Source organism: Fontimonas thermophila, from assembly GCF_900113085.1.
GTDB classification, from domain to species: Bacteria; Pseudomonadota; Gammaproteobacteria; order Nevskiales; family Nevskiaceae; genus Solimonas; species Solimonas thermophila.
The window spans coordinates 14337-37147 of the sequence record NZ_FOOC01000007.1 but is presented as its reverse complement, the minus strand read 5'-3'; the positions used below and the strand labels follow the sequence as shown (position 1 = coordinate 37147).

Below are 22811 nucleotides of genomic sequence, written 5' to 3'. Positions count from 1 at the left end.
ATCCGACCGGGCGGTGCATTGCGTCAGCCCTGGGCAGCGATCTCCAATCCCCGCCTGTAGAACTGGTGCGCCTCTTCGGGATTCTGCGTCTGCTCGCAGACACGCGCCAGCTCCAGATAGGCCGCGGGCGAGGGCGCGACGCGCACGACGGCTTCCAGATAGCTGCGCGCCTTGCCCCACAGCCGGTTGCGCAGGCAGGCGCGACCGGCGCCGACCAGCAGCTCCGGACGTTCGCCGTAACGGGTCAGCCATTCCTCGATCGTGGCGAGCTGCGTCAAGGCGTCTGCGGCCTCGAGCTCGCCGTAGAGCGTGGCGAGTCCGGCATCCCACTCGCGGGCCAGGGTGTCGGCGGCCAGCGCCATCGCCTCGGCCTGCGCGTTGAGCCGCGCGAGGCTGCGCGCGTATTGCAGCCGCAGCGCCGGCCATGTTCGGCACTCGCGTGGCGTGGCGTCCCATAGCGCCTTGAGTTGATCGAGACGGGCATCGGCTTCGGCTACGCGCAGTCGTTCGATGAGTGCGCGCTCGAACATCTGACGCCAGCGCACCTCGGTCAGCGCCTGACGGGCAATGTCCTCCAGCAGCAAACGGCGCAGCGATTCCCACTCCGCCAGCTCATACAAGGCCTCGGCGAGCAGCTCGACCGCATAAGGCTGGCGCGGATCGAGCGCGCGCAGGCGCAGCGCGGTTTCACGTGCGGCGGCGAACTCACGCCGCTCCAGTTGCAGCTCGGCCTGCGTCAGCAACGTCGCACGCTCGATCTCCGGTGCCAGACGCGCGGCAAGGCCCAGATAGTGATCGCGCCGGTCGCCGGCGCCGAGTCGCTGTGCCGCGCGTGCCGCAGCCAGGTAGTTGAGGTGCGCAGCGTGATGGTCGGCCGCGCGACGCACCAGCTCGATCTCGGCGCGCTTCCAGTCACCTTCCAGCAAGTGCAGCAATCCGGCCTCGAACGAAGCCTGCGCCCGCTCGCGGCGCCGGCGCGCAAGCACGTCCCGCATGCGTTGGGGCAGGCGCAGACCGCCGACGAACAAACGCAGCAGCACCCACAGGGTGCCGATCACAAGTGTCAGGCCGAGAACGAAACCGAGCACCGAGGTTTCGACGATCCAGCCATGCACGCTGATCAACACGTAGCCGGTCTCATCGTGCAGGTAATACGCGGCCGCGGCACCGGCGGCGAGCGCGAGAATGGCGAGCAGCAAGGTGCGGATCATCAGTGCGTCGCTTCTGCTTCGAGCTGGCTGCGCAGCAGCACGAGGCTGCGGCTGATATCGGGCAAGGGCGGCTCCAGCTGGATGCCTTGTAATCGCAGCAACTCGGCGCGCGCGGATGCAACCGCCGGATCACCCGCATGGAAATACGCCTCGAGCGAGCGGGCGGCAGAACCGCAGAGTTCGCGGAAAACCGCGGTGTGGCGGCGCAGCAGCGCCAGCCGCGCGCCTTCGAGCTGGGTCTGCAGGATCTGGCGGATCAACGCGGCCTGCTCCTCGGAGACCAGCCGCGGTGGCAGCCCCTGCGCACGACGCACGGAGAACAGGCTGGACAGCGCGCGCTGCACCGCGGCCCAGGCGCGGGTCGCGGCGCTGGCGGTCTCGGGCAGCGACGTCGCTGCAGACGGCTGCGGCTCGAAACGCACGGGCGCTTCGGTGGCGAGCGGCAGGCGCGGCGCGCGCTCGATCAACCCGGATAGCGTCAGCGCGATGCCGACTTCGTCGGGCAGATCGACGGCCTGCAGGGCCGATCGCTCGCGCGCGATCGCCTCGCGCACGGGATACAGGCGCGGATCCTTGAGCGCAGCCAGACGCGCATCGGCAGCCTCCAGCGCGGCGAGCGCCGCGGCAACCTCGCGGCCGACTTGCAGGCGATCGTTCGCGAGCATCAGCAGTTGCTCGACGACGGCCAGCTGCACGCGCGCGCGTCCGCCACCGAGTTCATCGCGCAACAGGCCGATGGCCTGGTCCTGGGCCGCGAGCCGCTCGGCGAAACGCGCCATCTCGGCCGCGGTGCGCTGAATGCCGACGGCCTGATCCGACAAGCGTGTCTGCAGACGGTCGATTTGCGCCTCGGCGGCGTTGAGCCCTTCGGCGAGCGCCGCGATGCGCGCATCGCGCTCGGCGAGCAAATCCCTGCCGCGCTGCACGGCCGCGTAGACAAGCGCAGCCAGGGCCACTACGCCGAGCAGCGCGGCCAGCAACACCCACACGCGCCGGCGACGGCGCAGCGGCGCCTCCGTGTCCACGGGGGATGCATCCGTCACCGCTGCGGCCGCTGCATCCGCCTTGGCGTCGGTGTCGTCGTCGCTCATTCGTTCATCGGTCATTGGTCATCCTGCGCATCGTCGCCCACCAGCGCTCGAGACGATGGAGATATCCGGTGTCAGTGATCTGTTCGGGAACCAGCGGGATGCGCGTGAAACCCAGTTCGAGCGCCTGTTCTACCACACGCTGACTCGGCACAACCAGTTGCACCGCGCGCAACGGATTGCGCAGATCCGCGGGCGCACGTTCGATCAGCTGCTGCAAGGCCTCGCCATTGGTCACGATCGCCGCATCGATACCCGCCAGAGCCCGTGCCAGGGTCTCAGGGGCGTGCGGCAAGAACACGCGCCGGTACACCTCGACGCGCACGACCTGCGCTCCGCGCGCAACGAGTCCGCCCTGGATCGCTTCGCGCCCACCTTCGCCGGTGATGATCAGAACGCTGCGCCCTTGCACTTCGGCGAGCTCGGGCAGGGCGAGTACACCCTCGCTGTCATGACGGTCGGCCGGCAGACGCACGTCGGTGATACCGGCCTGTGCGAGCGCCGCCGCAGTGGCCGGGCCGACGGCGATGCACGTAGGCCAGACCCCGGCGTCGAGCCGGCGTGCGTACCGCACGGCATTGACGCTGGTGAAAATCCAGGCCAGTGCGTCGCGTCCCTGCTGCAGGGCGCGCGCTGCCGCCGCACTCTGGCGCACCGGCTCGATCGCCTGCATCGGCAGATGCACGACCTCGGCGCCATGGCTCGCGAGCAGCCGGCACAGCGTCTCGGCGCGATCGGCCGGCCGCGTCACCAGCACGCGCAAGCCTTGCAAGCTGGCCGATGTCATGGGCTGCCTAGCGCCTCCTGCGGCCGATATTCGCGCGAACGGGTCATCACACGGCCATGCCCAGCGCAGCGAGAATCGCGCGCGCGCCGCGATCCAGCAATTGTTCGGCGAGCCGCGTGCCCAAAGCGGCGGCCTGGTCGGCCGGACCTTCGACGTCGGCGCGCACGAGTTGCGAGCCATCCGGCGCACCGACCAGGCCGGAGAGCTGCACTCGGTCGCCGTGGACGACGGCATGCCCGGCGACCGGTACCTGGCAGGCACCGCCCAAGCGGGCGTTGAACGCCCGCTCGGCTGCCAGGCGGGTCGCCATCCGCGCATCGTGCAGCGGCGCGAGCAAACCACGCGTTGCGGCATCATCCTCGCGACATTCGATACCGATGATCCCCTGGCCGATCGCCGGCAGAAATCGCGGTGGCCCGAGCGGTTCGCGGATGCGTGCCTCCAGCCCGAGCCGGATCAGCCCCGCGCAGGCGAGCAGGATCGCGTCGTAATGCCCTTCGTCGAGCTTGCGCAGCCGCGTGCCGACATTGCCGCGCAGATCGCCGACGCGCAGATCGGGCCGCAGCGCGCGCAGCTGTGCCTGCCGGCGCAGGCTCGCGGTGCCGACGGATGCGCCCGGCGGCAGCGCATCGAGCGTCGCATACGCATTCGAGACAAAAGCATCGCGCGGATCCTCTCCCGGCAGATAAGCGGCCAGACACAGGCCCTGCGGCTGGTGTACCGGAACGTCTTTCATCGAATGCACCGCGATGTCGGCACGATGTTCGAGCAGCGCCTGTTCCAGCTCCTTGACGAACAATCCCTTGCCGCCGAGGGCGGATAGCGAGGTTGCGAGCATGCGGTCGCCCTGCGTGGTCATCGGCACCAGCTGCACCTCGAGCCCGGGATGGGCGCGCTGCAGCGCATGCTGGACGTGACGCGCTTGCCACAGCGCAAGCGGGGATTCGCGGGTGGCGATTCTCAGGAGCATGCGGTTTGCAGAAAGGGAAAAGCGCCGGCGGCAACGAGGGAATCGCGCAATGGTATCGGCGCGATGCCGTGCACGCGAATCGCCGTGTGGGCCTCAGGTCTCGGTGAGAAACCGCCGCACCTCGGCGAGCCGGCGCCGCGACACCGGCAGCGGATTGGCAGCGTGCTTGATCTTGAGCCAGTGGTGCTGCTCGCCGTGGCGGTCGCGCTCGAGCCCGGCGATGTAGCGCGTGTTGACCAGCGCCTTGCGATGGACACGCAAAAACAGCGGCGCAAAATCCTGCTCGAGGGTCTTGAGCGATTCTTCGATCAGGACTTCGCCGTGCAGATGGCAGACGGTGGTGTACTTCTGGTCGGCGAGGAAATACAGAATGTCCTCGACCGGCACGCGCACGAGCCCGTCGCGCGTCGTCGCCAGCACGAACTCGCGCTTGGGCTTGCCGCCGTCCTCGGCGCCCTTGACCTGTGGCTTGTGCGCGCGCGTAGGCTTGCGCACGCGCTGCAGGGCCTCGCGCAGCTTGTCGAGCCGGATCGGCTTGAGCAGGTAGCCCTGGGCACTGGCATCGAAGGCCGACAGCGCATGCTCGGAATACGCCGTCGTGAAGATCACCGCCGGCGGCACGTCCATTTCCGCGAGCTGGCGCGCCACCTGCAGGCCGTCGATACCCCCCATGCGGATGTCGAGCAGCACCAGATCCGGTTCTTCGTCATCGATCACGTCGAGTGCGCTCTCGCCATCGCCGGCCTCGCCGACGACTTCGTAACCAGGAAACTCCTGCAGCAGACGCTTCAACCGTTCGCGGGCCAGCGGTTCATCATCGACGATCACCACGCGCATTGTCTTTTCCCCTCGCTAGGTTGGCTGGAACCGGCTTCATTCCGCCGGTTCTTCGCCTCGCGCTTCTTTGGGCAACACCAGCCGCGCCCGGAACACGCCGCCTTCCAGACGCAGATCGCGCCCCATTTCCAAGCGCCCGCTCTCACCGTAAATCAGGTTCAGGCGCTGGGCAATATTGTCGATGGCGATGCGGTTGCCCTTGCTTGGCGTACCGTCATCGCCGCCGGCCATCGGATTGGTGACTTCGATGACCAGCCGGCCGAAGATTTCGCGTGCCGCGATGCGGATCACCCCGCCGCCGGCCAGGCGCGACACGCCGTGATGGACGGCATTCTCGATCAGCGGCTGCACGACGAGCTTGGGCACCGGCCAGCTCAGCAGCTCCTCGGGCACGTCCCACTCGACCTTGAGCTTGTCACCCAGGCGCAGCTTTTCGATGCGCAGATAGGCGTGACACAGGCCGATCTCCTCGACCAGCGGGGCCAGTTGACCGCGTTTGTCCAGACTGGCGCGAAACAGGTCGGACAAATCCTCGACCATCATTTCGGCCTCGTTGGGCCGCACCTGGATCAGCGCGGCAAGGCTGTTGAGCGCGTTGAACAGAAAGTGCGGGCGGATGCGCGCGTTGAGGGCCTGGTACCGTGCCTCGCCTTCTGCCTGCACCTGCAGGCTCCACTGGTTGCGGACCCAAAAATAGCGCAGCAACAGACCGGCGACGATGGCCGCGATCGCGGTGTGGCGCAGCACGAATTCGATCCGCGTCTGTGCCGGCAACATGAATTGCCAGTTGAGCAGCCCGCTGGTGCGATGGGCGAGGTCGGCGATGATCATGACGATCAGCACCAGCATGCCCCAGCAGACGAAGAAGACCACGCCCGGGCGCGCATAGCGCAACCCGCGCCGCGCCGCACACAGCGCCGCGGCGCAGCACAGGCCGATCCACTGCAGGTACAACGACAGCAGCAGCAGCCGCTCGAGGGCATTGCCGCCACGGACATCCCCCGCCAGTGTCAGCACGATGGCGACCAGCTCCATCATGTAGGCCAGCGACAGCACGCTGCGCCCAGTGCAGAAATCAGGAATCAGATTCAGCGCCGGAAGCGTGGACGGGCGGATGCGTTGCACGAAGCGGACGGCGGACGGGCTCTTCCGAAGCTTGGCAAGCACGCGCAGGCGGATCAAGCCGGATCGTCGCCTGAAGACCGCCGTCCGGCGCCTATAATGGCCGCCTATCCACGTCAGTGCGCGCTGCGCCGCCATGTCCAAGACTCCCACCTCCGGTCATCCCCAGAAACTCTGGGGCGGCCGTTTCGCCGAATCGACTTCGGCGCTCGTCGAGCGGTTCTCCGAATCGGTCAGTTTCGACGCCCGGCTGTACCGCCAGGACATCCGCGGCTCGCAGGCCCATGCGCGCATGCTCGCCAAGATCGGCGTGCTGTCGGACGCGGACGCCCGGGCGATCGTCGAAGGACTCGAGGGCATCCTCGCCGACATCGAGGCCGGCCGCTTCCAATGGAAACGCGAGCTGGAAGACGTGCATATGAATATCGAGGCCGAGCTCACCGCCCGCATCGGTGACGCCGGCAAGCGTCTGCATACCGGCCGCAGCCGCAACGATCAGGTCGCGACCGACATGCGTTTGTACGTGCGCGACGTCATCGATGCACTGATTCCGCTGATCGACCGCGTGGCTGAAGCCCTGCTCGATCTCGCCGAGCGCGAAGCCGATACCGTCATGCCCGGCTTCACCCACTTGCAGATCGCACAGCCGGTGACGTTCGGCCATCACATGCTGGCGTGGCGCGAGCAAATCCTGCGTGACAAGTCCCGTCTGCTCGACTGCCGCAAGCGCATGAACGTCCTGCCGCTGGGCGCCGCGGCGCTGGCCGGCACGGTCTATCCGATCGACCGCCACTTCGTCGCCGAGCAGCTCGGCTTCGACGGGGTTACCGAAAACTCGCTCGATGCCGTCTCGGATCGAGACTACGCAATCGAGTTCTGCGCAGCGGCGAGCCTGATCCTCGTACACCTGTCGCGCTGGAGCGAGGAGCTGATTCTGTGGGCGACGCCGCTGTTCGGTTTCGTCGATCTGCCGGACCGCTTCTGCACCGGCAGCTCGATCATGCCGCAGAAGAAAAATCCGGATGTTCCGGAACTGGTGCGCGGCAAGGCCGGCCGCGTGATCGGTAATCTCACCGCCCTGCTGGTGCTGATGAAAGGCCAGCCACTCGCCTACAACCGCGACAACCAGGAGGACAAACCCCCGCTGTTCGACACCGTCGATACGGTGACGATCTGCCTCGAGGTCTATGCCGAGATGATTCCGCACATCGTCGTCAACCGCGACAACTGCCGCGCCGCCGCCGCCCGCGGTTTCTCGACGGCGACCGATCTGGCCGACTACCTCGTCAAGAAAGGCCTGCCGTTCCGCGACGCGCACCATGCAGTCGGCAGTGCGGTGGCCTACGCGGCACAGAAGAACTGTGATCTCGCCGCGCTCACGCTCGATGAACTCAAACGCTTCTCACCGCTGATCGAGGCCGACGTCTATACCTACATCACCCTCGAAGGCTCGCTCGCCGCACGCAATCACTACGGCGCGACTGCTCCTGCCCAAGTGCGCGCAGCGATCGCGCGCGCACGCAAGCGCACGTGACCCACGTGATCGACGCCGAATCCGCACACGCACCAACGGCCGGCGGCCTGCAGTATCCCTGCGGCACGCCGCCATCACCGGGAACCGCCGTCGAAGTCGCGCCAGGCGTGCTGTGGCTGCGCATGCCGCTGCCTCTCGCGCTCGACCACATCAACCTGTGGGCACTCGCCGACGATGAAGGCTGGACCCTCGTCGATTCCGGCCTCAACACCGAAGCCACGGCCGCTGCCTGGGAAACCCTGCTCGGCGGCGCCCTCGGTGGAAAACCAGTGAGGCGCCTGATCTGCACACACATGCATCCGGACCACATCGGCATGGCCGGCTGGCTCGCCGAGCGCACCGGCTGCCGGCTGTGGATCACACGCCTGGAGTATCTGACCTGCCGCACACTGGTCGCCGACACTGGACGGCCGGCCCCGGAAGACGGCGTGCGCTTCTACCGCGCCGCGGGCTGGAACGACGAACAGCTCGCCCGTTACCGCGAACGCTTTGGCAGCTTCGGCCGCGGCATTTATCGCCTGCCGGACAGCTTCCGCCGCTTGAGCGACGGCGAGCGCCTGCGCATCGGCGCGCACGAATGGACCGTCGTCGTCGGTCGCGGCCACTCGCCCGAGCACGCCTGCCTGTACTGCGCCGGACTGGATGTGCTGATCTCGGGCGATCAGGTGCTGCCGCGCATCAGCTCCAACGTCTCGGTCTTCCCCACCGAACCCGACGCCGATCCGCTCGGCGACTGGCTGGATTCCCTGGACCGGTTGAGCGCCGCGATTCCCGATTCCGCGCTCGTGTTGCCGGCGCACAACGAACCCTTCCGCGGCCTGCACGCGCGCCTCGCCAGTCTGCGCGAAGGTCACACGCGCAGCCTGGACCGCCTCTACGCCGCCCTCGACAGCCCGCAACGCGCGGTCGATCTGCTCGGCCTTTTGTTCCGCAAGCCCCTGCGCGGCGAACACTACCTGATGGCCACCGGCGAATGCCTCGCTCACCTCAACTGGCTGCTGCGGCGCGGCCGTATCGAGGCCACCATCGATACAAACGGCGTGCGCTGGTACCGCCGCACGCCGCCGGGCTGAACCGCGCTTTCAGCGGGACAGCGCTGCCCACACGCCCTGCCAATCGAGCCGCGAGGCCGCATCCATCGCCAGCGCCCATTCGGGCGTGTTCTCGCGCCCGTTCTGCGCCGCCAGCGCGAGCGCAAAGCCGGCACGGTTACGCCGCCAGTTGGCCTGATCGATCGCGCCGAAATCGATCATGCGGCCATCCTGCTCATAGCTCATGCTGCTCCAGATACTCGAAAACGAATTGTTCGACGCGCCGAGCAGCGACTCCTCGGGACCCGGGTCGGCGCGCGTGATGTCATGCGGGTGCCGCTGACCGAGGATATGCCCGGTTTCGTGGCTGAACAGGTATTCCCACCAGTTCAGATAATCCTTGCCATCGCAGCTGGCGATGCACAGCGGACTCTCGGGATCGAAGGTGAAGCGGAACACCTCGTGCACCCAGCTCATGCTGATGCGTTGACCCGGCGAGTCGTCATACGTGCCGATACCGATCACTCCGCCGCCCGGGACGGTGGCGACGTCGCCGGCAAAAACCACCGACAAATACGCCTCGCAGCCCGGATGCTCGACGTGGTACTGCTCGAACATCAGGCTCAGATAGGCGCGCAGCACTTCGAATGCCGGGAATTCGCCGCGGGCGAGCGCATCGAGGACCGGATCGTCCTCGGGCAGGCTCAGAATCTTCACGTCGAAAAAGACGTCGCTCCCGGTCAGATGATCCCAGCCGGCTTTCACGCGCGCGGCATCGAAGGCATCCTCGACCTGGCGCAGGATCGCCTCGCCGAGACTGGTGTTGTGACGGATGCCCAGGATGCCGGTGACCGCATGGCACGGCGCCTGTGCGATCGGATATATGCTGCCCTGGAGCACGCGGTATTCGGTCGCATCGCGCACGAACTGTACAATCTCCGCAGTGGCATCGGCGGCCAGCGGCGAGTCGTATGCGCTGCCGCCGGTATAGCTGTCCGGCACCGCGGACGGGTCGATGACCAGCACGGGGTGACGTTCACCAAACAGGCGCACCGGCGCCAGAAAGCCAGTCTGCCCCTGGATCTTCCAGCCATGTGTGCCGACGCCCAGCGCCTCGAGGTGCAGGAGGACGATGCCGGGCGCATTCGGATTGAGCGCGATGCCATGCGCCGGCAGCGCGTTAGCAAGGAAATCCTCGATCGTGTTGGCATCGAAGGTCTGCTCGTCGATCCGGGCGGCATCGAGCGCCCGTGCGAACGCCTGGGTGAGCGCCGGGGATGCGGCGGTCACCTGATAGTGCGCCGTCGGCAACACCGGCAGCGTGATGGTTTCACCGAATGCCGGAAGCAGTACCACCGGATCCCCGGTTTCGAGTACTTCATCGACATCCGGCGGAAACGTCTGATTGAGATCCCCGCTGGCGTGATTGACGGTGAACGGTTGCAGCGCGGCGCGCAGCGCCTCGACCGCATCCTGCGGAAAGCTGATGGTCACCACCGGCACCGGCACATCGACGGCGAGCCGGCCGTTCTCCCATTTGGCCGCGCTGCGCGGCAATGGCGCCGGCGCACCGGATGGTTGCGGCACCGAACTGGCGCCACAGCCAGCGAGCAGGACGACGGCGAAAAAACCCAACCCAAAACGCATGTGCAGAGGCATGGCTTCTGCGCATTTCCCCGCCGCAAGCATTGCAGATCGACACGCCGCGCGCATCCGGTAGAGCCCCTACGTGTTTGGGCGCCAACCTTGGGGCATCAACGGTGGCGGATGACCTCCGCTCAACTGGTATGATAAGCTGTCCATATGACCGCAACCGCGTTTTCTGCCGTCCGCAAACAGGCCTTGTCCGAGGCGGTGTACCGCCAGATCGAACACAAGATCCTGCACGGCGAGCTGCCGGCAGGCACACCACTACCGGCGGAGCGCACGCTGTCTAATGCGCTCGGCGTCAACCGCGGCGCCGTGCGCGAGGCCCTCAAGCGGCTGCAGCAGGCCGGGCTCGTCGCCGTTCGCCAGGGCGGCCACAGCGTGGTGTGCGACTATCGCGATGCAGGGGGGCTTGAGCTGCTGCCGAGCCTGCTGGTACGCGCCAACGGTCAGATCGACGGCGCCGTCGTGCGCTCGATCATGGCGATGCGCTCCGCGCTGGCACCGGAAATTGCCGCAGCCGCGGCAACCCACGGCGGCGCACCCCTGGCCGATGCGCTCGACGCCATCCTCGCGCAGATGCACGCCCAGGCCGACGACCGCGGCGCGCTGCAGCATCTCGCCCTCGCGTTCTGGAAAAAGCTCGTCGAGAGCAGCGGCAACATCGCTTTCCGTCTCGCCTTCAACTCGATGATCCGGACTTACACATTGGTCTGGGAAACGCTCGCCGCAGTACTCGAACCCGAGTTTCGCGACCTCAAGAATCTGCGGTTGATTGCGCGCGCGGTGCGCGATGGCGATGCCGAGACGGCGCGCGCTGCCGGACGCCGGCACGTGGACATCGGCCGGCGCGCGCTGGAACGCGTCCTGACCACGCTCGAAAACGAAGGAGACCGGCGATGACCGACACTGCCGACGACCGCCGCATGATGGCCGCTGCCGAAACCGCGCAGCGCAACCCGATGCGCCCGCCGGACACGCTGCCGCGCGACGCCCGCCATGCGCTGCGGGTGTTCTGGATGCATCCGAGCAGCCTGTTGATCGCCGGCTTTACGCTGCTGTTCGGTGCATGGCGCCTTGCGCTCGGCGATCTCGGCTGGGTCGATGCGCTGATCGCGCTCGCGATTCTGGCTTTCTTCCCGGTCAACGAGTGGCTGATTCACGTGTTCATGCTGCATTACCGGCCGCGTCGGCTGTTCGGCCGCACCATCGACTTCTACCTACCGATCACCCACCGGCGCCACCATGCCGACCCGTGGAATCTGAAATGGGTGTTCATCCCGCGCCACGTCCACCTGCTGGTGCTGCCGGTGATTGGCCTGCTGCTCTGGACGCTATGGCCGTGGAAAGCCTGGGCGCTGACCGGTGTCACGGTTTATCTGCTGCTCGGCCTGCACTACGAATGGGTGCACTTCCTCGCGCACATCCCGTGGTGCCCCAATCTTGCGTACTACCAGCGCCGCGTGCGCGAACATCGCTATCACCATTTCCGCAACGAAAACTACTGGTGGGGCGTGTCGATGGGACTCGGCGACCGGCTGTTCGGCACCGCACCGAAAGTCGAAGACGTACGGCGCTCCGGCACGACGCATGCCGTGGGTGGACGCTGAAACCGCACGCCTCGAGAACAGCGCTTACAATCCGCGCATCGCATTTCCGTCATCTGCCCTGATCTGTCCATGATCGTCTTCGTCACCGGCGCCAGCGCCGGTTTTGGTGCTGCGATCGCCCGCCGTTTCATCGCTACTGGTGCACGCGTGATCATCGCCGGGCGTCGCGGTGAACGGCTGCGCCGGCTCGCCGCCGAGCTCGGCCCGCTTGCGCTGCCGGTGAGTCTGGACGTGCGCGACAAAACGGCCATCGACACCGTACTCGCCGGCCTGCCGGCCGCGTTCGCCGACATCGACGTGCTGGTCAACAACGCCGGGCTTGCACTCGGCCTCGACCCGGCACACAAGGCACGGCTGGAGGACTGGGAGCAGATGGTCGATACCAACATCAAGGGCTTGATGTACATGACGCGCGCGCTACTGCCCGGCATGGTCGCGCGCCAGCGCGGACACATCGTCAACATCGGCTCGATCGCCGGGGAATGGCCCTACCCCGGTGGCAACGTCTATGGCGCCACCAAGGCTTTCGTGCGCCAGTTTTCGCTCAATCTGCGCGCCGACCTGCTCGGCACCCGGGTGCGCGTCACCGACATCGAGCCCGGGCTTTCCGGCGGTACCGAGTTCTCCGTCGTCCGTTTCCACGGCGATGCGGCGCAAGCCGCGAAGGTCTATGAGAACACCACACCCCTGTCCGCCGAAGACATCGCCGACATCGTGCACTGGGTGGTGACACGGCCGCCGCATGTCAACGTCAACACCTTGTCGGTGATGCCGGTGGATCAGGCCTTTGCGCCGCTGGCGGTCCACCGCGGCGGATGAGCCAGCCGCCGTCCACACACCCCGGACGCGGGATCACGACGGGCTAGCGCGGATCCTGCCCGGCCATTTGCCGGCGGTATTCGCCGGGGCGCACACCGGTCCACTGCTTGAACGCGCGGTGGAAAGCGCTGGGTTCGAGAAAACCGACCGCCTGCGCAATCTCGGGCAAAGGCAGATCGGAATGACTCAGATGCTCGATCGCCATGTCACGGCGCAGCGCATCCTTGATCGCACGGAAACTCGAACCCTCGCGCGCCAACCCGCGGCGCAACGCCGACGGCCCGACGCCGAGCCGCTGTGCGAGCGTAGGAAAATCGGGCCACTGCGCGGGATGCGTATCGCGCAGCGCGTGGCGCACACGCGCCGACCAGCTATGCGCGTCTTTGTATTTGAGCACGATGTTGTACGGCGCGCCGCGCAAGAACGCCTTGGCGCTGCGTTCGTCCTGGTTGATCGGCGCAACGAGCACGTCGGCATCGAAGACCAGGCAGGTCTGCGGCGCATCAAAACGCAGGATCTGCGAATACATGACCGTGTATTCGCGCCAGCGCGCCGGTCTTGGATAGGCAAAGCGGGCTTCGGTGATCGGAATGCGCCGGCCGACGAGCCAGCACATCAGTCCGTGCAGCAGAACCAGCAGCGTCTCGTGGGCAAAAGGGTGTAGCGGCACCCCGGCCCCGAGCGCGCGCGCGCTCGGCGCCAGTACCAGATGTGCCTGGCCATCGTGCACCTCAAGCGCCACCGCGGTGTCGTCGAGGACGATGTCGAAGAAATGGCAGGCGCGGACCAGTGCGCCGCGCAGATTGCGCGCGCCCAGCATGAAATAGCACAGGGTTGCGAAACTGCCGACCTTCATCCGCCGCGAATCTAGCCCGAAGAATTCGTCGTCGAGCACGGAGGCCACGGCGAGCCATAGCGCACTGAAAGACTCGGCCGACACGCGTGCCTGTTCGACCGCAAGCAAACCCTCGGGGATACCGGCGCGGCGCAGCAACGGGGCGGGGTCGAGGCCGCGGCGGCGCACGCCCGCCAGGGCTTCGTGCACGAAACTGATGGAAACGCTGTCTTTCTCCATCGCAGCTCACCGGATGCGGCAGTGTCCGATTCTCGCATCGAAGGCGTCAGTTTCGGACATCGCCGCCCATACCACCGGCTGCATAAACTTTGCCCATTTGGGCTGTCTTACGAGAGCCGTTTTCGCCTCTGCAAACGGCCGTTGCCGGAAAAACCGCCATGACCGATCCGTCTGTCGCCGCCACGCTCAAACGCTACAAGGCCAAGCACAAGCTGCGCTTTGTCACCGCCACCGCGCTGTTCGACGGTCACGATGCGTCGATCAACATCATGCGCCGCATCCTGCAGGCCAGCGGCGCCGAGGTCATCCATCTCGGTCACAACCGCTCGGCCGGCGAGATCGTCAAGGCCGCGCTCGAGGAAGACGTACAGGGCGTCGCGATCACCTCTTATCAGGGCGGGCACATCGAGTTCTTCAAATACATCGTCGACCTGCTGCGCCGTCACGGCGGCGAGAACATCAAGGTCTTCGGTGGCGGCGGCGGCGTGATCGTGCCCGCAGAGATCCGCGAGCTGATGGCTTACGGCGTCACGCGGATCTACTCGCCGGAGGACGGCGCGCGGCTCGGATTGCAGGGAATGATCGACGACGTCATCCAGAGCAGCGACTACGACCTGACCGCGCTCGCACCCAAGGCGGCCGATGCGCTCGGCGCGCTGCAATCCGGCGACCGCCGCCTGCTCGCGCGCGTGATCACCGCCCTCGAGAACCAGGCCTACGACGATGCCACCCGGCAGGCCATCCTTGACGCCGCATCGCAGCGCGCGGTGCCGGTGCTGGGCGTCACCGGCACCGGCGGCGCCGGCAAATCCTCGCTGACCGACGAGCTGGTGCTGCGCCTGCGCCTGGATCAGGCCGACCGGCTCAAGATCGCGATCATCTCGATCGATCCCTCGCGCAAGCGCACCGGCGGCGCGTTGCTCGGCGACCGCATCCGCATGAATGCGATCGACTCCGAGCAGATCTACATGCGCTCGCTGGCCACGCGCGACACCGGTACCGAGATTTCCGCGGCGCTGCCCGAAGTCATCGCGGCGTGCAAGCTCGCCGGCTTCGATCTGGTCATCGTCGAGACTTCCGGCATCGGCCAGGGGGATGCGGCGATCGTGCCATTCGTCGATGTCTCGCTCTACGTGATGACGCCCGAGTTCGGCGCCGCGAGCCAGCTCGAAAAAATCGACATGCTCGACTTTGCCGATTTCGTCGCGATCAACAAATTCGACCGGCGCGGGGCTGCCGACGCGCTGCGCGACGTGCGCAAGCAATACCAGCGCAACCGCGAACTGTTCGCGCAGCCGTTGGATGCGATGCCGGTGTACGGCACGATGGCCTCGCGCTTCAACGATGACGGCGTGACCGCGCTCTACCAGGCGCTGCTGCCGCGCCTGAAGGAAAAGGGCCTGCCGGTGACCGAAGGTCGGCTGCCCAAGGTATCGGTGAAGCATCCCTCGCAAACCCGCGCGATCGTACCCCCCGAGCGTGCGCGCTACCTCGCCGAGATCGCCGACACCGTGCGCGGCTATCACAAAACCGTGCAGCAACAGGTGCGCGTGGCGCGCGAGCGGCAGTCGCTCAAGATCGCCAAGGCCTTGTTCGAGGCTGCCGGCCAGCCCGTCACCGGCTTCGACCAGATGATCTCGGCCAAGGACGGCGAGCTGCTGCCGGCTGCGCGCAAGCTCCTCGAACAGTGGCCGACGCTGCGCGAACTCTACGCGCGGGACGAATACGTGGTGAAAATCCGCGACAAGGAGATCCGCACGAAGCTGACCCATACCTCGCTCTCCGGCACCCGGATCCGCAAGGTCGCGCTGCCACCATTCGAGGACGACGGCGAAATCCTGCGCTTCCTGATGAAGGAAAACGTGCCGGGGTCGTTCCCGTTCACTGCCGGCGTGTTCGCCTTCAAGCGCGAGGGCGAGGACCCGACGCGCATGTTCGCCGGGGAAGGCGATGCCTTCCGCACCAACCGCCGCTTCAAGAAGCTCTCCGAGGGCATGCCCGCAGCGCGGCTGTCCACCGCCTTCGATTCGGTCACGCTCTACGGCTGGGATCCGGATCTGCGTCCGGACATTTACGGCAAGATCGGCAATTCCGGCGTGTCGATCTGCACGCTGGACGATATGAAGGCGCTCTACGACGGCTTCGACCTCTGCGCGCCGACGACTTCCGTGTCCATGACCATCAACGGTCCGGCACCGATGATCCTGGCCATGTTCATGAACACGGCCATCGATCAGCAGGTCGACAAGTTCCGCGCCGAAAACGGCCGCGATCCCACCGAGGACGAATACCAGAAGATCAAGGCCTGGACGCTGTCGGTGGTGCGCGGCACCGTGCAGGCCGACATCCTGAAAGAAGACCAGGGCCAGAACACCTGCATCTTCTCGACCGAGTTCGCGCTGAAGATGATGGGTGACATCCAGGAATACTTCGTGCACCACCAGGTGCGCAATTTTTACTCGGTGTCGATCTCGGGCTATCACATCGCCGAAGCCGGCGCCAACCCGATCACCCAGCTCGCCTTCACGCTGGCCAACGGCTTCACCTACGTCGAGAGCTACCTCGCGCGCGGCATGCACGTCGATGACTTCGCGCCGAATCTGTCGTTTTTCTTTTCCAACGGCATGGACCCGGAGTATTCGGTGATCGGCCGTGTCGCGCGCCGGATCTGGGCGGTGGCGATGAAACACAAGTACGGCGCCAACGAGCGCAGCCAAAAGCTCAAGTACCACGTGCAGACCTCGGGGCGCTCGTTGCACGCGCAGGAGATGGCGTTCAACGACATCCGCACCACGCTGCAGGCGCTGATCGCGATCTACGACAACTGCAACTCCCTGCACACCAACGCTTACGACGAGGCGATCACGACGCCCACCGAAGAATCCGTTCGCCGCGCCATGGCCATCCAGCTCATCATCAACCGCGAATGGGGCCTGGCCAAGAACGAAAACCCCAACCAGGGCAGCTTCATCATCGAGGAACTCACCGACCTGGTCGAAGAGGCCGTGCTCAAGGAATTCGAGGCCATCGCCGCCCGCGGCGGCGTGCTCGGCGCGATGGAGACGGGCTACCAGCGCGGCAAGATCCAGGAAGAATCGCTTTATTACGAGCAGAAGAAACACGACGGCTCGCTGCCGATCATCGGTGTCAACACCTTCCGCAATCCGCATGGCGACCCGATCCCCGAGCATCTCGAGCTTGCGCGCTCGACGGAAGAAGAAAAGCAGTCGCAACTCAAACGGCTCGCCGAATTCAAAGCACGTCATGCCCAAGAAGCACCGGCGATGCTCGAACGGCTGCGCCGCACCGTCATCGACGGCGGCAACACCTTCGAAGTGCTGATGGACGCGGTGCGCGTCTGCTCGCTCGGCCAGCTCACCCAGACCTTGTTCGAAGTCGGCGGCCGCTACCGCCGCAACATGTAACCATCCCACCCTGGACGAAAAATCCCATGTCTTTGCCTGAGATCTTCATCGTCGGTGCCGCGCGCACCGCCATCGGCAGCTTCGGCGGCACGCTCAAGGACGTGCCGATGAAGGATCTGGCGACTACCACCGTCAAAGCCGCGCTCGAGCGCGCCGGTGTTCCGCCGCAGGAAGTCGGCCACGTGGTCATCGGCAACGTCGTGCCCACCGAGCCGCACGATGCCTACTTGTCGCGCATCGCGGCGATCAACGCCGGCATTCCCAAGGAAACGCCGGCATTCAACGTCAACCGCCTGTGCGGTTCTGGTCTGCAGGCGATCGTCTCGGCCGCACAGTCGTTGCTGCTCGGCGACGCCGGGATCGCGATCGGCGCCGGCGCGGAATCGATGAGCCGGGGCCCCTACATCGTCCCGACGGCGCGTTGGGGCACGCGCCTGGGAGACGGCGCGCTCATCGACTACATGAACACGATGCTGCACGACCCGTTCCACGGCATCCACATGGGCGTGACCGCGGAAAACGTAGCCGAACGCTACGGCATCACCCGGCAGATGCAGGACGAACTGGCGGCAACCAGCCAGCAACGCGCCGCACGAGCGATTGCCGAAGGGCGCTTCAAATCCCAGATCGTTCCGGTCGAGGTGAAGACACGCAAAGCCGTCATCCACTTCGACACCGACGAGAACGTCCGCGCAGATACGACGCCGGAAGTGCTTGCCAAACTCAAACCCGTGTTCAAGAAAGACGGCATGGTCACGGCCGGCAATGCCTCGACGCTCAACGACGGTGCGGCTGCCGTCGTGCTGGCGACGGCGGCGAAGGTCAAGGCCCTGAACCTCAAGCCGCTGGCGCGCCTGGTCGGCTATGCGCATGCCGGCGTCGATCCGGCATACATGGGCATCGGGCCGGTGCCGGCGACGCGCCTCGTGCTCCAGCGCACCGGCCTTACGATCGGGCAACTCGATGTCATCGAAGCGAACGAAGCCTTCGCGGCACAGGCCTGTGCGGTGATGCGCGAACTCGATCTCGATCCGGCCAAGGTCAATCCGAACGGCTCGGGCATCTCGCTCGGTCATCCAGTCGGCGCCACTGGCGCCATCATCACCACCAAGGCGATCTACGAGTTGCAGCGCATCAACGGCCGCTATGCGCTGGTGACGATGTGCATCGGCGGCGGCCAGGGGATCGCTGCCATCTTCGAGCGGGTCTGAGCCGCTCGCTCATCTTCAATCCGACCGTGACGACAGCCAGTCTTGAGCGAATGCCCAGGTCGTATCCGGCGCCTCGCGCCCGGCGAAAACTCCGGCATGACCGCCAGGCGCGACGACGAAGTCCTTGTCCTCGCTGGCGACGATGTCGAGCACCTTTTTTGCAGCCTCGATGGTGACGATGCGGTCGGTTCTCCCGGCGATCGCCAGCAGGGAGCACTCGATGCGGTCGAGCAGTGCGCGCGGCGCCGAACGGTCCTTGCCGAGCCGGACTTCTCCCTTGGCGAGCTCGTTGGCGAGTCCGACACGCACGACGAAATCCTGGACGATGCCGCCGGGATAATCGTGCATGCGGTTGAACCAGGTGGCCATCGTCTGGTACTCGGTGACGAACTCCCGATCCCAGAGGTTCATCAGCAGATCGACGTAGCTCTGCACCGTCCCCAACGGATTGGTCAGCTTGAAAACCGCCGACGATACCCAGCCGGGAACGCGCAGATATTTCGGATCGACGTCGTGCAGCGAAAACGGCACATAGCGTGCGGCCACACGCAGCGGCGCGTTCATCATCGACGCGAGCTTGCCGGCGATGCCGATCTGGTGGGCATCGATCGGGCTGGCAATGGTCACGATGTTGCGGATCTTCGGATCGTGCGACCAGCCGGCATAGACCAGGCAGAACAGCCCGCCCATGCAATAGCCCAGCAATGTCAGTGCCGGTTCGCCTGCGTCGGCGCGCACGGCGGCGAGCGCCTCGGGCAGCATCACCGTCGTATAGTCCTTCAAACCCAGATGCGAGTGATCCTCGTCGGGATCACCCCAATCCACCAGATAGACCGCATACCCGTGTGCGAGCAGGAACTTGACCAGGCTGCGGTTGGGCAGCAAGTCGAAGTTCAGCGAGTTGGCAGCCAGCGGCGGCACCAGCACGACCGGAATTCGATGGCGGTGGCGCGCAACCGCAAGCGTCCGTTTGCCGACCAGGATGGCATCGGTCTGCAGCGGCGTGTAGCGGCGCACGCTGAGCAGACCGTTGCGGTGAATCTCGGTATACGGGGTCTGGTTGGCAGCGATGAAATTCTCGGCACGCAGCCGCCGCTCGACGGCATTCGACACCCATTGCACCGCGCGATCGCCGGCCTGTGCGGCAAAGCTGGCGATGCGCTCGATCATGGCCCGCCCAGGTAGGTATAGCCGGACAATCCGCTTTCCAGCTCGGCGAGCAGCATCTCGCGCTCATGCGCGTCAAGCCCCGCAGCATCGAGCTTGTCGCGATAGGCGCGTGCCAGACGCTCCGGCTCCAGATGGACGTACCGCAGCAGCTCGTCGGTACGGTCGCCGCGCTGCGCACCGGTCAGCGTCCACCCGCCATGGGCATCGAGCACGACGTTGACGGCATTGGTATCGCCGAACAGGTTGTGCATGTCGCCGAGGATCTCCTGATAGGCGCCGACCATGAACAGGCCAATCAGATACGGCTCGCCCTCGCGCAAGCGATGCACTGGCAGGGTTGGCTCGAGACCCTCACGCTCGACGTAATGATCGATGCGGCCGTCCGAATCGCAGGTGAGATCGCACAAAGTCGCGCGCACGTCGGGGCGCTCGTTCAGGCGGTGGATCGGCATGATCGGGAACACCTGATCGATCGCCCAGGCGTCAGGAATCGACTGGAACACCGAGAAATTGCAGAAATACTTCTCGGCGAGCTTTTCGCGCAGCTCTTCGAGCGCCTCACGATGGGCGCGGATGCTCGGGTCCAGGCGCGGTTCGATCGCGCGGCATACCGCGTAATACGTGCTCTCGGCGTATGCACGCTGGCGCAGCGTCAGCAGGCCATGCGTGTACTGGGCCTGGGCCTCCTGCAGCTGCGAGGCGGCATCGTGCAGACACTCGAGCGGGCCGCGCGTGTCCAGCTCGTCGAGCAACTCAGCGAGATCGTGCAGGATCGGCGGATCGTCGGCTGCCGGCAGCGGCACACTCTGCACCTGCAGCGTCTCATGGTCGATCACCGAGGTGATGAGCACGGCGTGGTGCGCGGTCAACGCGCGGCCCGACTCGGAGATGATGTCCGGCTCCGGCTGACCCGACTCGCTGCAGACCTCCTGCAGCGTGCGCACGATGTTGCGCGCGTACTCGCGCTGCGTGTAGTTCATCGAGCAGTACGAGCGGGAACGCGTGCCTTCGTAATCGACCCCGAGCCCGCCGCCGACATCGACGACCGTCACCGGCGCGCCCAGGGCACGCAGTTCGACATAAAAGCGCGCAGCCTCGCGCATGCCACGGGCGATGTCCTGCACGTTGGCAACCTGCGAGCCGAGATGGAAGTGCACCATCTGCACCGCATCGAGACAGCCCGCGGCGCGCAGCTCTTCGACGGCGGCGAGCACCTGCGCGCTGGACAGGCCAAACTTGGATTTCTCGCCTCCGGTGTTCTGCCACTTGCCCGCGCCGATCGAGGCCAGACGCACACGCAGCCCGATGCGCGGAGCCACGCCCAGCCTGCGCGATTCCTCGATCACCAGCGGCAGCTCGGACCGCTTCTCGACGACGATGTACACCTTGTGCCCGAGTTTTTCGCCGATCAGCGCGCGGCGAATGTAAGTGCGATCCTTGTAGCCGTTGCAGACGATGACGCTGCCGGGAGAGGCCATACCCAGCACCGCGGCCAGCTCCGGTTTGCTGCCGGCCTCCAGACCGACGCGTGCGCCGCCATATCGGACGATTTCCTCGATGACATCGCCCTGCTGGTTGACCTTGATCGGATAGACCGCTGTGTAACGTCCGGTATAACCGAGTTCATCGATGACGCTGGCGAATGCGCCGGTCAGGGCATCGATACGGTCGTGCAGGATGTTGACGAAACGCACGAGCACGGGCAGCGGCAAACCCTCCTCGGGCAAACGCCGGGCCAGCGCGTAAAGATCGATGGCCACCGGTGAGCGGTCACGGAAAGGCCGCACCAGCAAATGCCCGTCTTCGGCGACGTCGAAGTACCCCTCGCCCCAGTAGGGCACGTTGTACTGGTCGAGCGCCCGCGCAGCGGTCCAGGTCTTGCGGTCATTCATCGGCGGTCTTCTGCCCTTATACTCGGCGCGCATTTTAGAGTGCGGGGGTGTGCCCCGCGACCGCGACAAGCCGCCCGTTCACCGACCGAGACCGCATCATGACCCTGGATCAGCGCTGGTTCACCGAAGCCATCGAAACAACCGGAACCGCATTCTCCCTGATGGGCGAGAAAATCCACGAGGAACAGACGCCGTACCAGAAAATCGCGATCTGGAAGACGCAAACCTTCGGCTATTTGATGACCATCGATGGCTGCACGATGGTGTCCACGCGCGACAACTTCCTCTACCACGAGATGATGGCGCACCCGGCGCTGAACTCGCATCCGCATCCGGAAACGGTGGTCATCATCGGCGGCGGCGACTGCGGCACCTTGCGCGAGGTGCTCAAGCATCCGGAAGTGAAATCCGCCACCCAGGTCGAGATCGACGAACGGGTCACGCGCCTGGCTGAACAATATTTCCCCGAGCTCTGCGAAAAAAACAACGACCCCCGCGCAACCCTGTTCTTCGGCGACGGCATCCAGTGGATGAAAAACGCAGCGCCCGATTCGATCGATCTCGTCATCATCGACTCGACCGATCCGGTCGGCCCCGCCGAAGGACTGTTCGGCAAACGCTTCTACACAGACTGCCTGCGCGCGCTCAGACCGGACGGCATGCTGATCCAGCAGTCCGAGTCACCGCTGCTGCATCTCGAATTGATCCGCGCCATGCACACCGCAATGCGCGAGGCAGGCTTTGCGCAGACGCATCTGCTGCATTTTCCGCAGCCGATCTATCCATCCGGTTGGTGGTCGGCATCCCTGGCGTGCAAGAAAGCCGGTGCGCTGACGCCACGCCTGGATGCGCAGGCCATCGCCGCGCTGGATACGCGCTATTACAACGCCGACACACACCGCGCCGCGTTCGCGCTGCCGACGTACGTCCGCGCGGCGCTCGCGGACTAAAAGCGCCGTTCTTACTGCAAAACCGGCTCGCCGCACAGCTCCGCGACCTGTTTCTGCGTCTGCTCGATCAGTTGCAGACGCTCGGTCTCGCTGTAGCGCTTTTCGTTGCCGAGCGCGTCGCGTTCGATGATCGTCGCCGCATTGCGGTACGCCTGCAATTGCTCGCGGCGGTTGCGGCACTCCTCGGCGCGCAGACGATCGCGGGCGCTGCCGGCCGATGGCTCGGTCCGCGGGTTGGCTTCACCGCCGGCATCTTGCGCCGGCGCAGCGGGTGCGGATTGGAGATCGACCCGCGTCCAGCCCGGGCGCGGCGTATCGCTGAAATGCACGCGGCCATCCCGATCGACCCATTTATAGACCTGGCCGGCTTCGGCCACGACTGCGGCAAGACTCATCCAAACGGCAAAAGCGATCCGGATCGGCAGGGTCATG

19 protein-coding genes are annotated in these 22811 nt (G+C 65.9%); 8 read left to right on the top strand and 11 right to left on the bottom strand.

Going from position 1 to position 22811, the window contains the following annotated elements:
• Positions 1 to 23: 23 nt before the first annotated feature.
• The 6 genes from BMZ48_RS08210 to BMZ48_RS08185 all read right to left on the bottom strand — a co-directional run bounded on the left by BMZ48_RS08210 (position 24) and on the right by BMZ48_RS08185 (position 6018).
• On the bottom strand, positions 24 to 1211 hold the full coding sequence (locus BMZ48_RS08210; RefSeq protein ID WP_091533725.1) for a heme biosynthesis HemY N-terminal domain-containing protein: 1188 nt from the start codon (positions 1209 to 1211) through the stop codon (positions 24 to 26).
• A complete protein-coding gene (locus BMZ48_RS08205) occupies positions 1211 to 2317 on the bottom strand; it encodes a uroporphyrinogen-III C-methyltransferase (protein WP_091533722.1) in 1107 nt (368 codons plus the stop codon). Before BMZ48_RS08205 ends, BMZ48_RS08210 begins: the two co-directional genes overlap by 1 nt.
• Positions 2307 to 3086 carry a uroporphyrinogen-III synthase gene (locus BMZ48_RS08200; protein WP_091533719.1) on the bottom strand — a complete coding sequence of 260 codons (780 nt, stop codon included), beginning with the start codon at positions 3084 to 3086 and terminating at the stop codon, positions 2307 to 2309. The genes BMZ48_RS08205 and BMZ48_RS08200 overlap by 11 nt, the downstream gene beginning before the upstream one ends.
• Before the next feature lie 46 nt (positions 3087 to 3132).
• Positions 3133 to 4056 carry a hydroxymethylbilane synthase gene (gene hemC, locus BMZ48_RS08195; RefSeq protein WP_091533716.1) on the bottom strand — a complete coding sequence of 308 codons (924 nt, stop codon included), beginning with the start codon at positions 4054 to 4056 and terminating at the stop codon, positions 3133 to 3135.
• 93 nt (positions 4057 to 4149) lie between these two features.
• Positions 4150 to 4893, bottom strand: coding sequence for a LytR/AlgR family response regulator transcription factor (locus BMZ48_RS08190; protein WP_091533713.1), 744 nt, complete (start codon positions 4891 to 4893; stop codon positions 4150 to 4152).
• A gap of 36 nt (positions 4894 to 4929) precedes the next feature.
• The gene (locus BMZ48_RS08185; RefSeq protein ID WP_091533912.1) at positions 4930 to 6018 is read right to left on the bottom strand and encodes a sensor histidine kinase; all 1089 of its coding nucleotides are present in this window, start codon (positions 6016 to 6018) and stop codon (positions 4930 to 4932) included.
• A 133-nt stretch (positions 6019 to 6151) separates the two neighbouring features.
• Here BMZ48_RS08185 and argH point away from each other — a divergent pair, with 133 nt between their 5' ends.
• Positions 6152 to 7549, top strand: a complete 1398-nt coding sequence (argH, locus tag BMZ48_RS08180; protein ID WP_091533709.1) for an argininosuccinate lyase — start codon at positions 6152 to 6154, stop codon at positions 7547 to 7549.
• Positions 7546 to 8622, top strand: coding sequence for an MBL fold metallo-hydrolase (locus tag BMZ48_RS08175; protein ID WP_234981571.1), 1077 nt, complete (start codon positions 7546 to 7548; stop codon positions 8620 to 8622). The genes argH and BMZ48_RS08175 overlap by 4 nt, the downstream gene beginning before the upstream one ends.
• Before the next feature lie 9 nt (positions 8623 to 8631).
• Here the strand turns inward: BMZ48_RS08175 and BMZ48_RS08170 are convergent, their stop codons facing one another.
• Positions 8632 to 10239 (bottom strand): hypothetical protein, encoded by a 1608-nt coding sequence (locus BMZ48_RS08170; protein WP_091533706.1) that lies wholly within the window; start codon positions 10237 to 10239, stop codon positions 8632 to 8634.
• Positions 10240 to 10383: 144 nt separating this feature from the next.
• On the opposite strand from BMZ48_RS08170, the gene BMZ48_RS08165 reads away from it, so the two are divergent.
• From BMZ48_RS08165 to BMZ48_RS08155, 3 genes are all read left to right on the top strand, one after another.
• Positions 10384 to 11130: a FadR/GntR family transcriptional regulator gene (locus BMZ48_RS08165; RefSeq protein WP_091533703.1), complete on the top strand. Its 747-nt coding sequence runs from the start codon at positions 10384 to 10386 to the stop codon at positions 11128 to 11130.
• Positions 11127 to 11837, top strand: coding sequence for a sterol desaturase family protein (locus BMZ48_RS08160; protein ID WP_091533701.1), 711 nt, complete (start codon positions 11127 to 11129; stop codon positions 11835 to 11837). The genes BMZ48_RS08165 and BMZ48_RS08160 overlap by 4 nt, the downstream gene beginning before the upstream one ends.
• A 69-nt stretch (positions 11838 to 11906) precedes the next feature.
• Positions 11907 to 12656, top strand: a complete 750-nt coding sequence (locus BMZ48_RS08155; protein ID WP_091533698.1) for an SDR family NAD(P)-dependent oxidoreductase — start codon at positions 11907 to 11909, stop codon at positions 12654 to 12656.
• A 43-nt stretch (positions 12657 to 12699) separates the two neighbouring features.
• Here the strand turns inward: BMZ48_RS08155 and BMZ48_RS08150 are convergent, their stop codons facing one another.
• On the bottom strand, positions 12700 to 13731 hold the full coding sequence (locus tag BMZ48_RS08150) for an AraC family transcriptional regulator (RefSeq protein WP_091533696.1): 1032 nt from the start codon (positions 13729 to 13731) through the stop codon (positions 12700 to 12702).
• Positions 13732 to 13889: 158 nt separating this feature from the next.
• Here BMZ48_RS08150 and icmF point away from each other — a divergent pair, with 158 nt between their 5' ends.
• On the top strand, positions 13890 to 17156 hold the full coding sequence (gene icmF / locus BMZ48_RS08145; RefSeq protein ID WP_091533693.1) for a fused isobutyryl-CoA mutase/GTPase IcmF: 3267 nt from the start codon (positions 13890 to 13892) through the stop codon (positions 17154 to 17156).
• 26 nt (positions 17157 to 17182) lie between these two features.
• A complete protein-coding gene (locus BMZ48_RS08140; protein WP_091533691.1) occupies positions 17183 to 18367 on the top strand; it encodes an acetyl-CoA C-acyltransferase family protein in 1185 nt (394 codons plus the stop codon).
• Positions 18368 to 18382: 15 nt separating this feature from the next.
• Here BMZ48_RS08140 and BMZ48_RS08135 read toward each other — a convergent pair whose 3' ends face one another.
• Positions 18383 to 19537 (bottom strand): alpha/beta fold hydrolase, encoded by a 1155-nt coding sequence (locus BMZ48_RS08135; protein WP_091533688.1) that lies wholly within the window; start codon positions 19535 to 19537, stop codon positions 18383 to 18385.
• Complete coding sequence (gene speA / locus BMZ48_RS08130; protein WP_091533686.1) at positions 19534 to 21429, bottom strand: biosynthetic arginine decarboxylase; 1896 nt, start codon at positions 21427 to 21429, stop codon at positions 19534 to 19536. The genes BMZ48_RS08135 and speA overlap by 4 nt, the downstream gene beginning before the upstream one ends.
• A gap of 98 nt (positions 21430 to 21527) precedes the next feature.
• Between speA and speE the strand changes: the two genes are divergently transcribed.
• Positions 21528 to 22379 carry a polyamine aminopropyltransferase gene (speE, locus tag BMZ48_RS08125; protein ID WP_091533683.1) on the top strand — a complete coding sequence of 284 codons (852 nt, stop codon included), beginning with the start codon at positions 21528 to 21530 and terminating at the stop codon, positions 22377 to 22379.
• An 11-nt stretch (positions 22380 to 22390) separates the two neighbouring features.
• Here speE and BMZ48_RS08120 read toward each other — a convergent pair whose 3' ends face one another.
• Positions 22391 to 22810, bottom strand: a complete 420-nt coding sequence (locus BMZ48_RS08120) for a DUF4124 domain-containing protein (protein ID WP_159431129.1) — start codon at positions 22808 to 22810, stop codon at positions 22391 to 22393.
• Position 22811 lies beyond the last annotated feature (1 nt).

What these genes read in the sequence shown, in the direction of transcription:
- argH (WP_091533709.1), top strand. Translation starts at nt 6,152, where the DNA reads ATGTCCAAGACTCCCACCTCCGGTCATCCCCAGAAACTCTGGGGCGGC.
- BMZ48_RS08190 (WP_091533713.1), bottom strand. Translation starts at nt 4,893, where the DNA reads ATGCGCGTGGTGATCGTCGATGATGAACCGCTGGCCCGCGAACGGTTG.
- BMZ48_RS08205 (WP_091533722.1), bottom strand. Translation starts at nt 2,317, where the DNA reads ATGACCGATGAACGAATGAGCGACGACGACACCGACGCCAAGGCGGAT.
- BMZ48_RS08140 (WP_091533691.1), top strand. Translation starts at nt 17,183, where the DNA reads ATGTCTTTGCCTGAGATCTTCATCGTCGGTGCCGCGCGCACCGCCATC.
- icmF (WP_091533693.1), top strand. Translation starts at nt 13,890, where the DNA reads ATGACCGATCCGTCTGTCGCCGCCACGCTCAAACGCTACAAGGCCAAG.
- hemC (WP_091533716.1), bottom strand. Translation starts at nt 4,056, where the DNA reads ATGCTCCTGAGAATCGCCACCCGCGAATCCCCGCTTGCGCTGTGGCAA.
- BMZ48_RS08165 (WP_091533703.1), top strand. Translation starts at nt 10,384, where the DNA reads ATGACCGCAACCGCGTTTTCTGCCGTCCGCAAACAGGCCTTGTCCGAG.
- speA (WP_091533686.1), bottom strand. Translation starts at nt 21,429, where the DNA reads ATGAATGACCGCAAGACCTGGACCGCTGCGCGGGCGCTCGACCAGTAC.
- BMZ48_RS08200 (WP_091533719.1), bottom strand. Translation starts at nt 3,086, where the DNA reads ATGACATCGGCCAGCTTGCAAGGCTTGCGCGTGCTGGTGACGCGGCCG.
- BMZ48_RS08155 (WP_091533698.1), top strand. Translation starts at nt 11,907, where the DNA reads ATGATCGTCTTCGTCACCGGCGCCAGCGCCGGTTTTGGTGCTGCGATC.
- BMZ48_RS08135 (WP_091533688.1), bottom strand. Translation starts at nt 19,537, where the DNA reads ATGATCGAGCGCATCGCCAGCTTTGCCGCACAGGCCGGCGATCGCGCG.
- BMZ48_RS08120 (WP_159431129.1), bottom strand. Translation starts at nt 22,810, where the DNA reads ATGACCCTGCCGATCCGGATCGCTTTTGCCGTTTGGATGAGTCTTGCC.
- BMZ48_RS08160 (WP_091533701.1), top strand. Translation starts at nt 11,127, where the DNA reads ATGACCGACACTGCCGACGACCGCCGCATGATGGCCGCTGCCGAAACC.
- speE (WP_091533683.1), top strand. Translation starts at nt 21,528, where the DNA reads ATGACCCTGGATCAGCGCTGGTTCACCGAAGCCATCGAAACAACCGGA.
- BMZ48_RS08170 (WP_091533706.1), bottom strand. Translation starts at nt 10,239, where the DNA reads ATGCCTCTGCACATGCGTTTTGGGTTGGGTTTTTTCGCCGTCGTCCTG.
- BMZ48_RS08210 (WP_091533725.1), bottom strand. Translation starts at nt 1,211, where the DNA reads ATGATCCGCACCTTGCTGCTCGCCATTCTCGCGCTCGCCGCCGGTGCC.
- BMZ48_RS08150 (WP_091533696.1), bottom strand. Translation starts at nt 13,731, where the DNA reads ATGGAGAAAGACAGCGTTTCCATCAGTTTCGTGCACGAAGCCCTGGCG.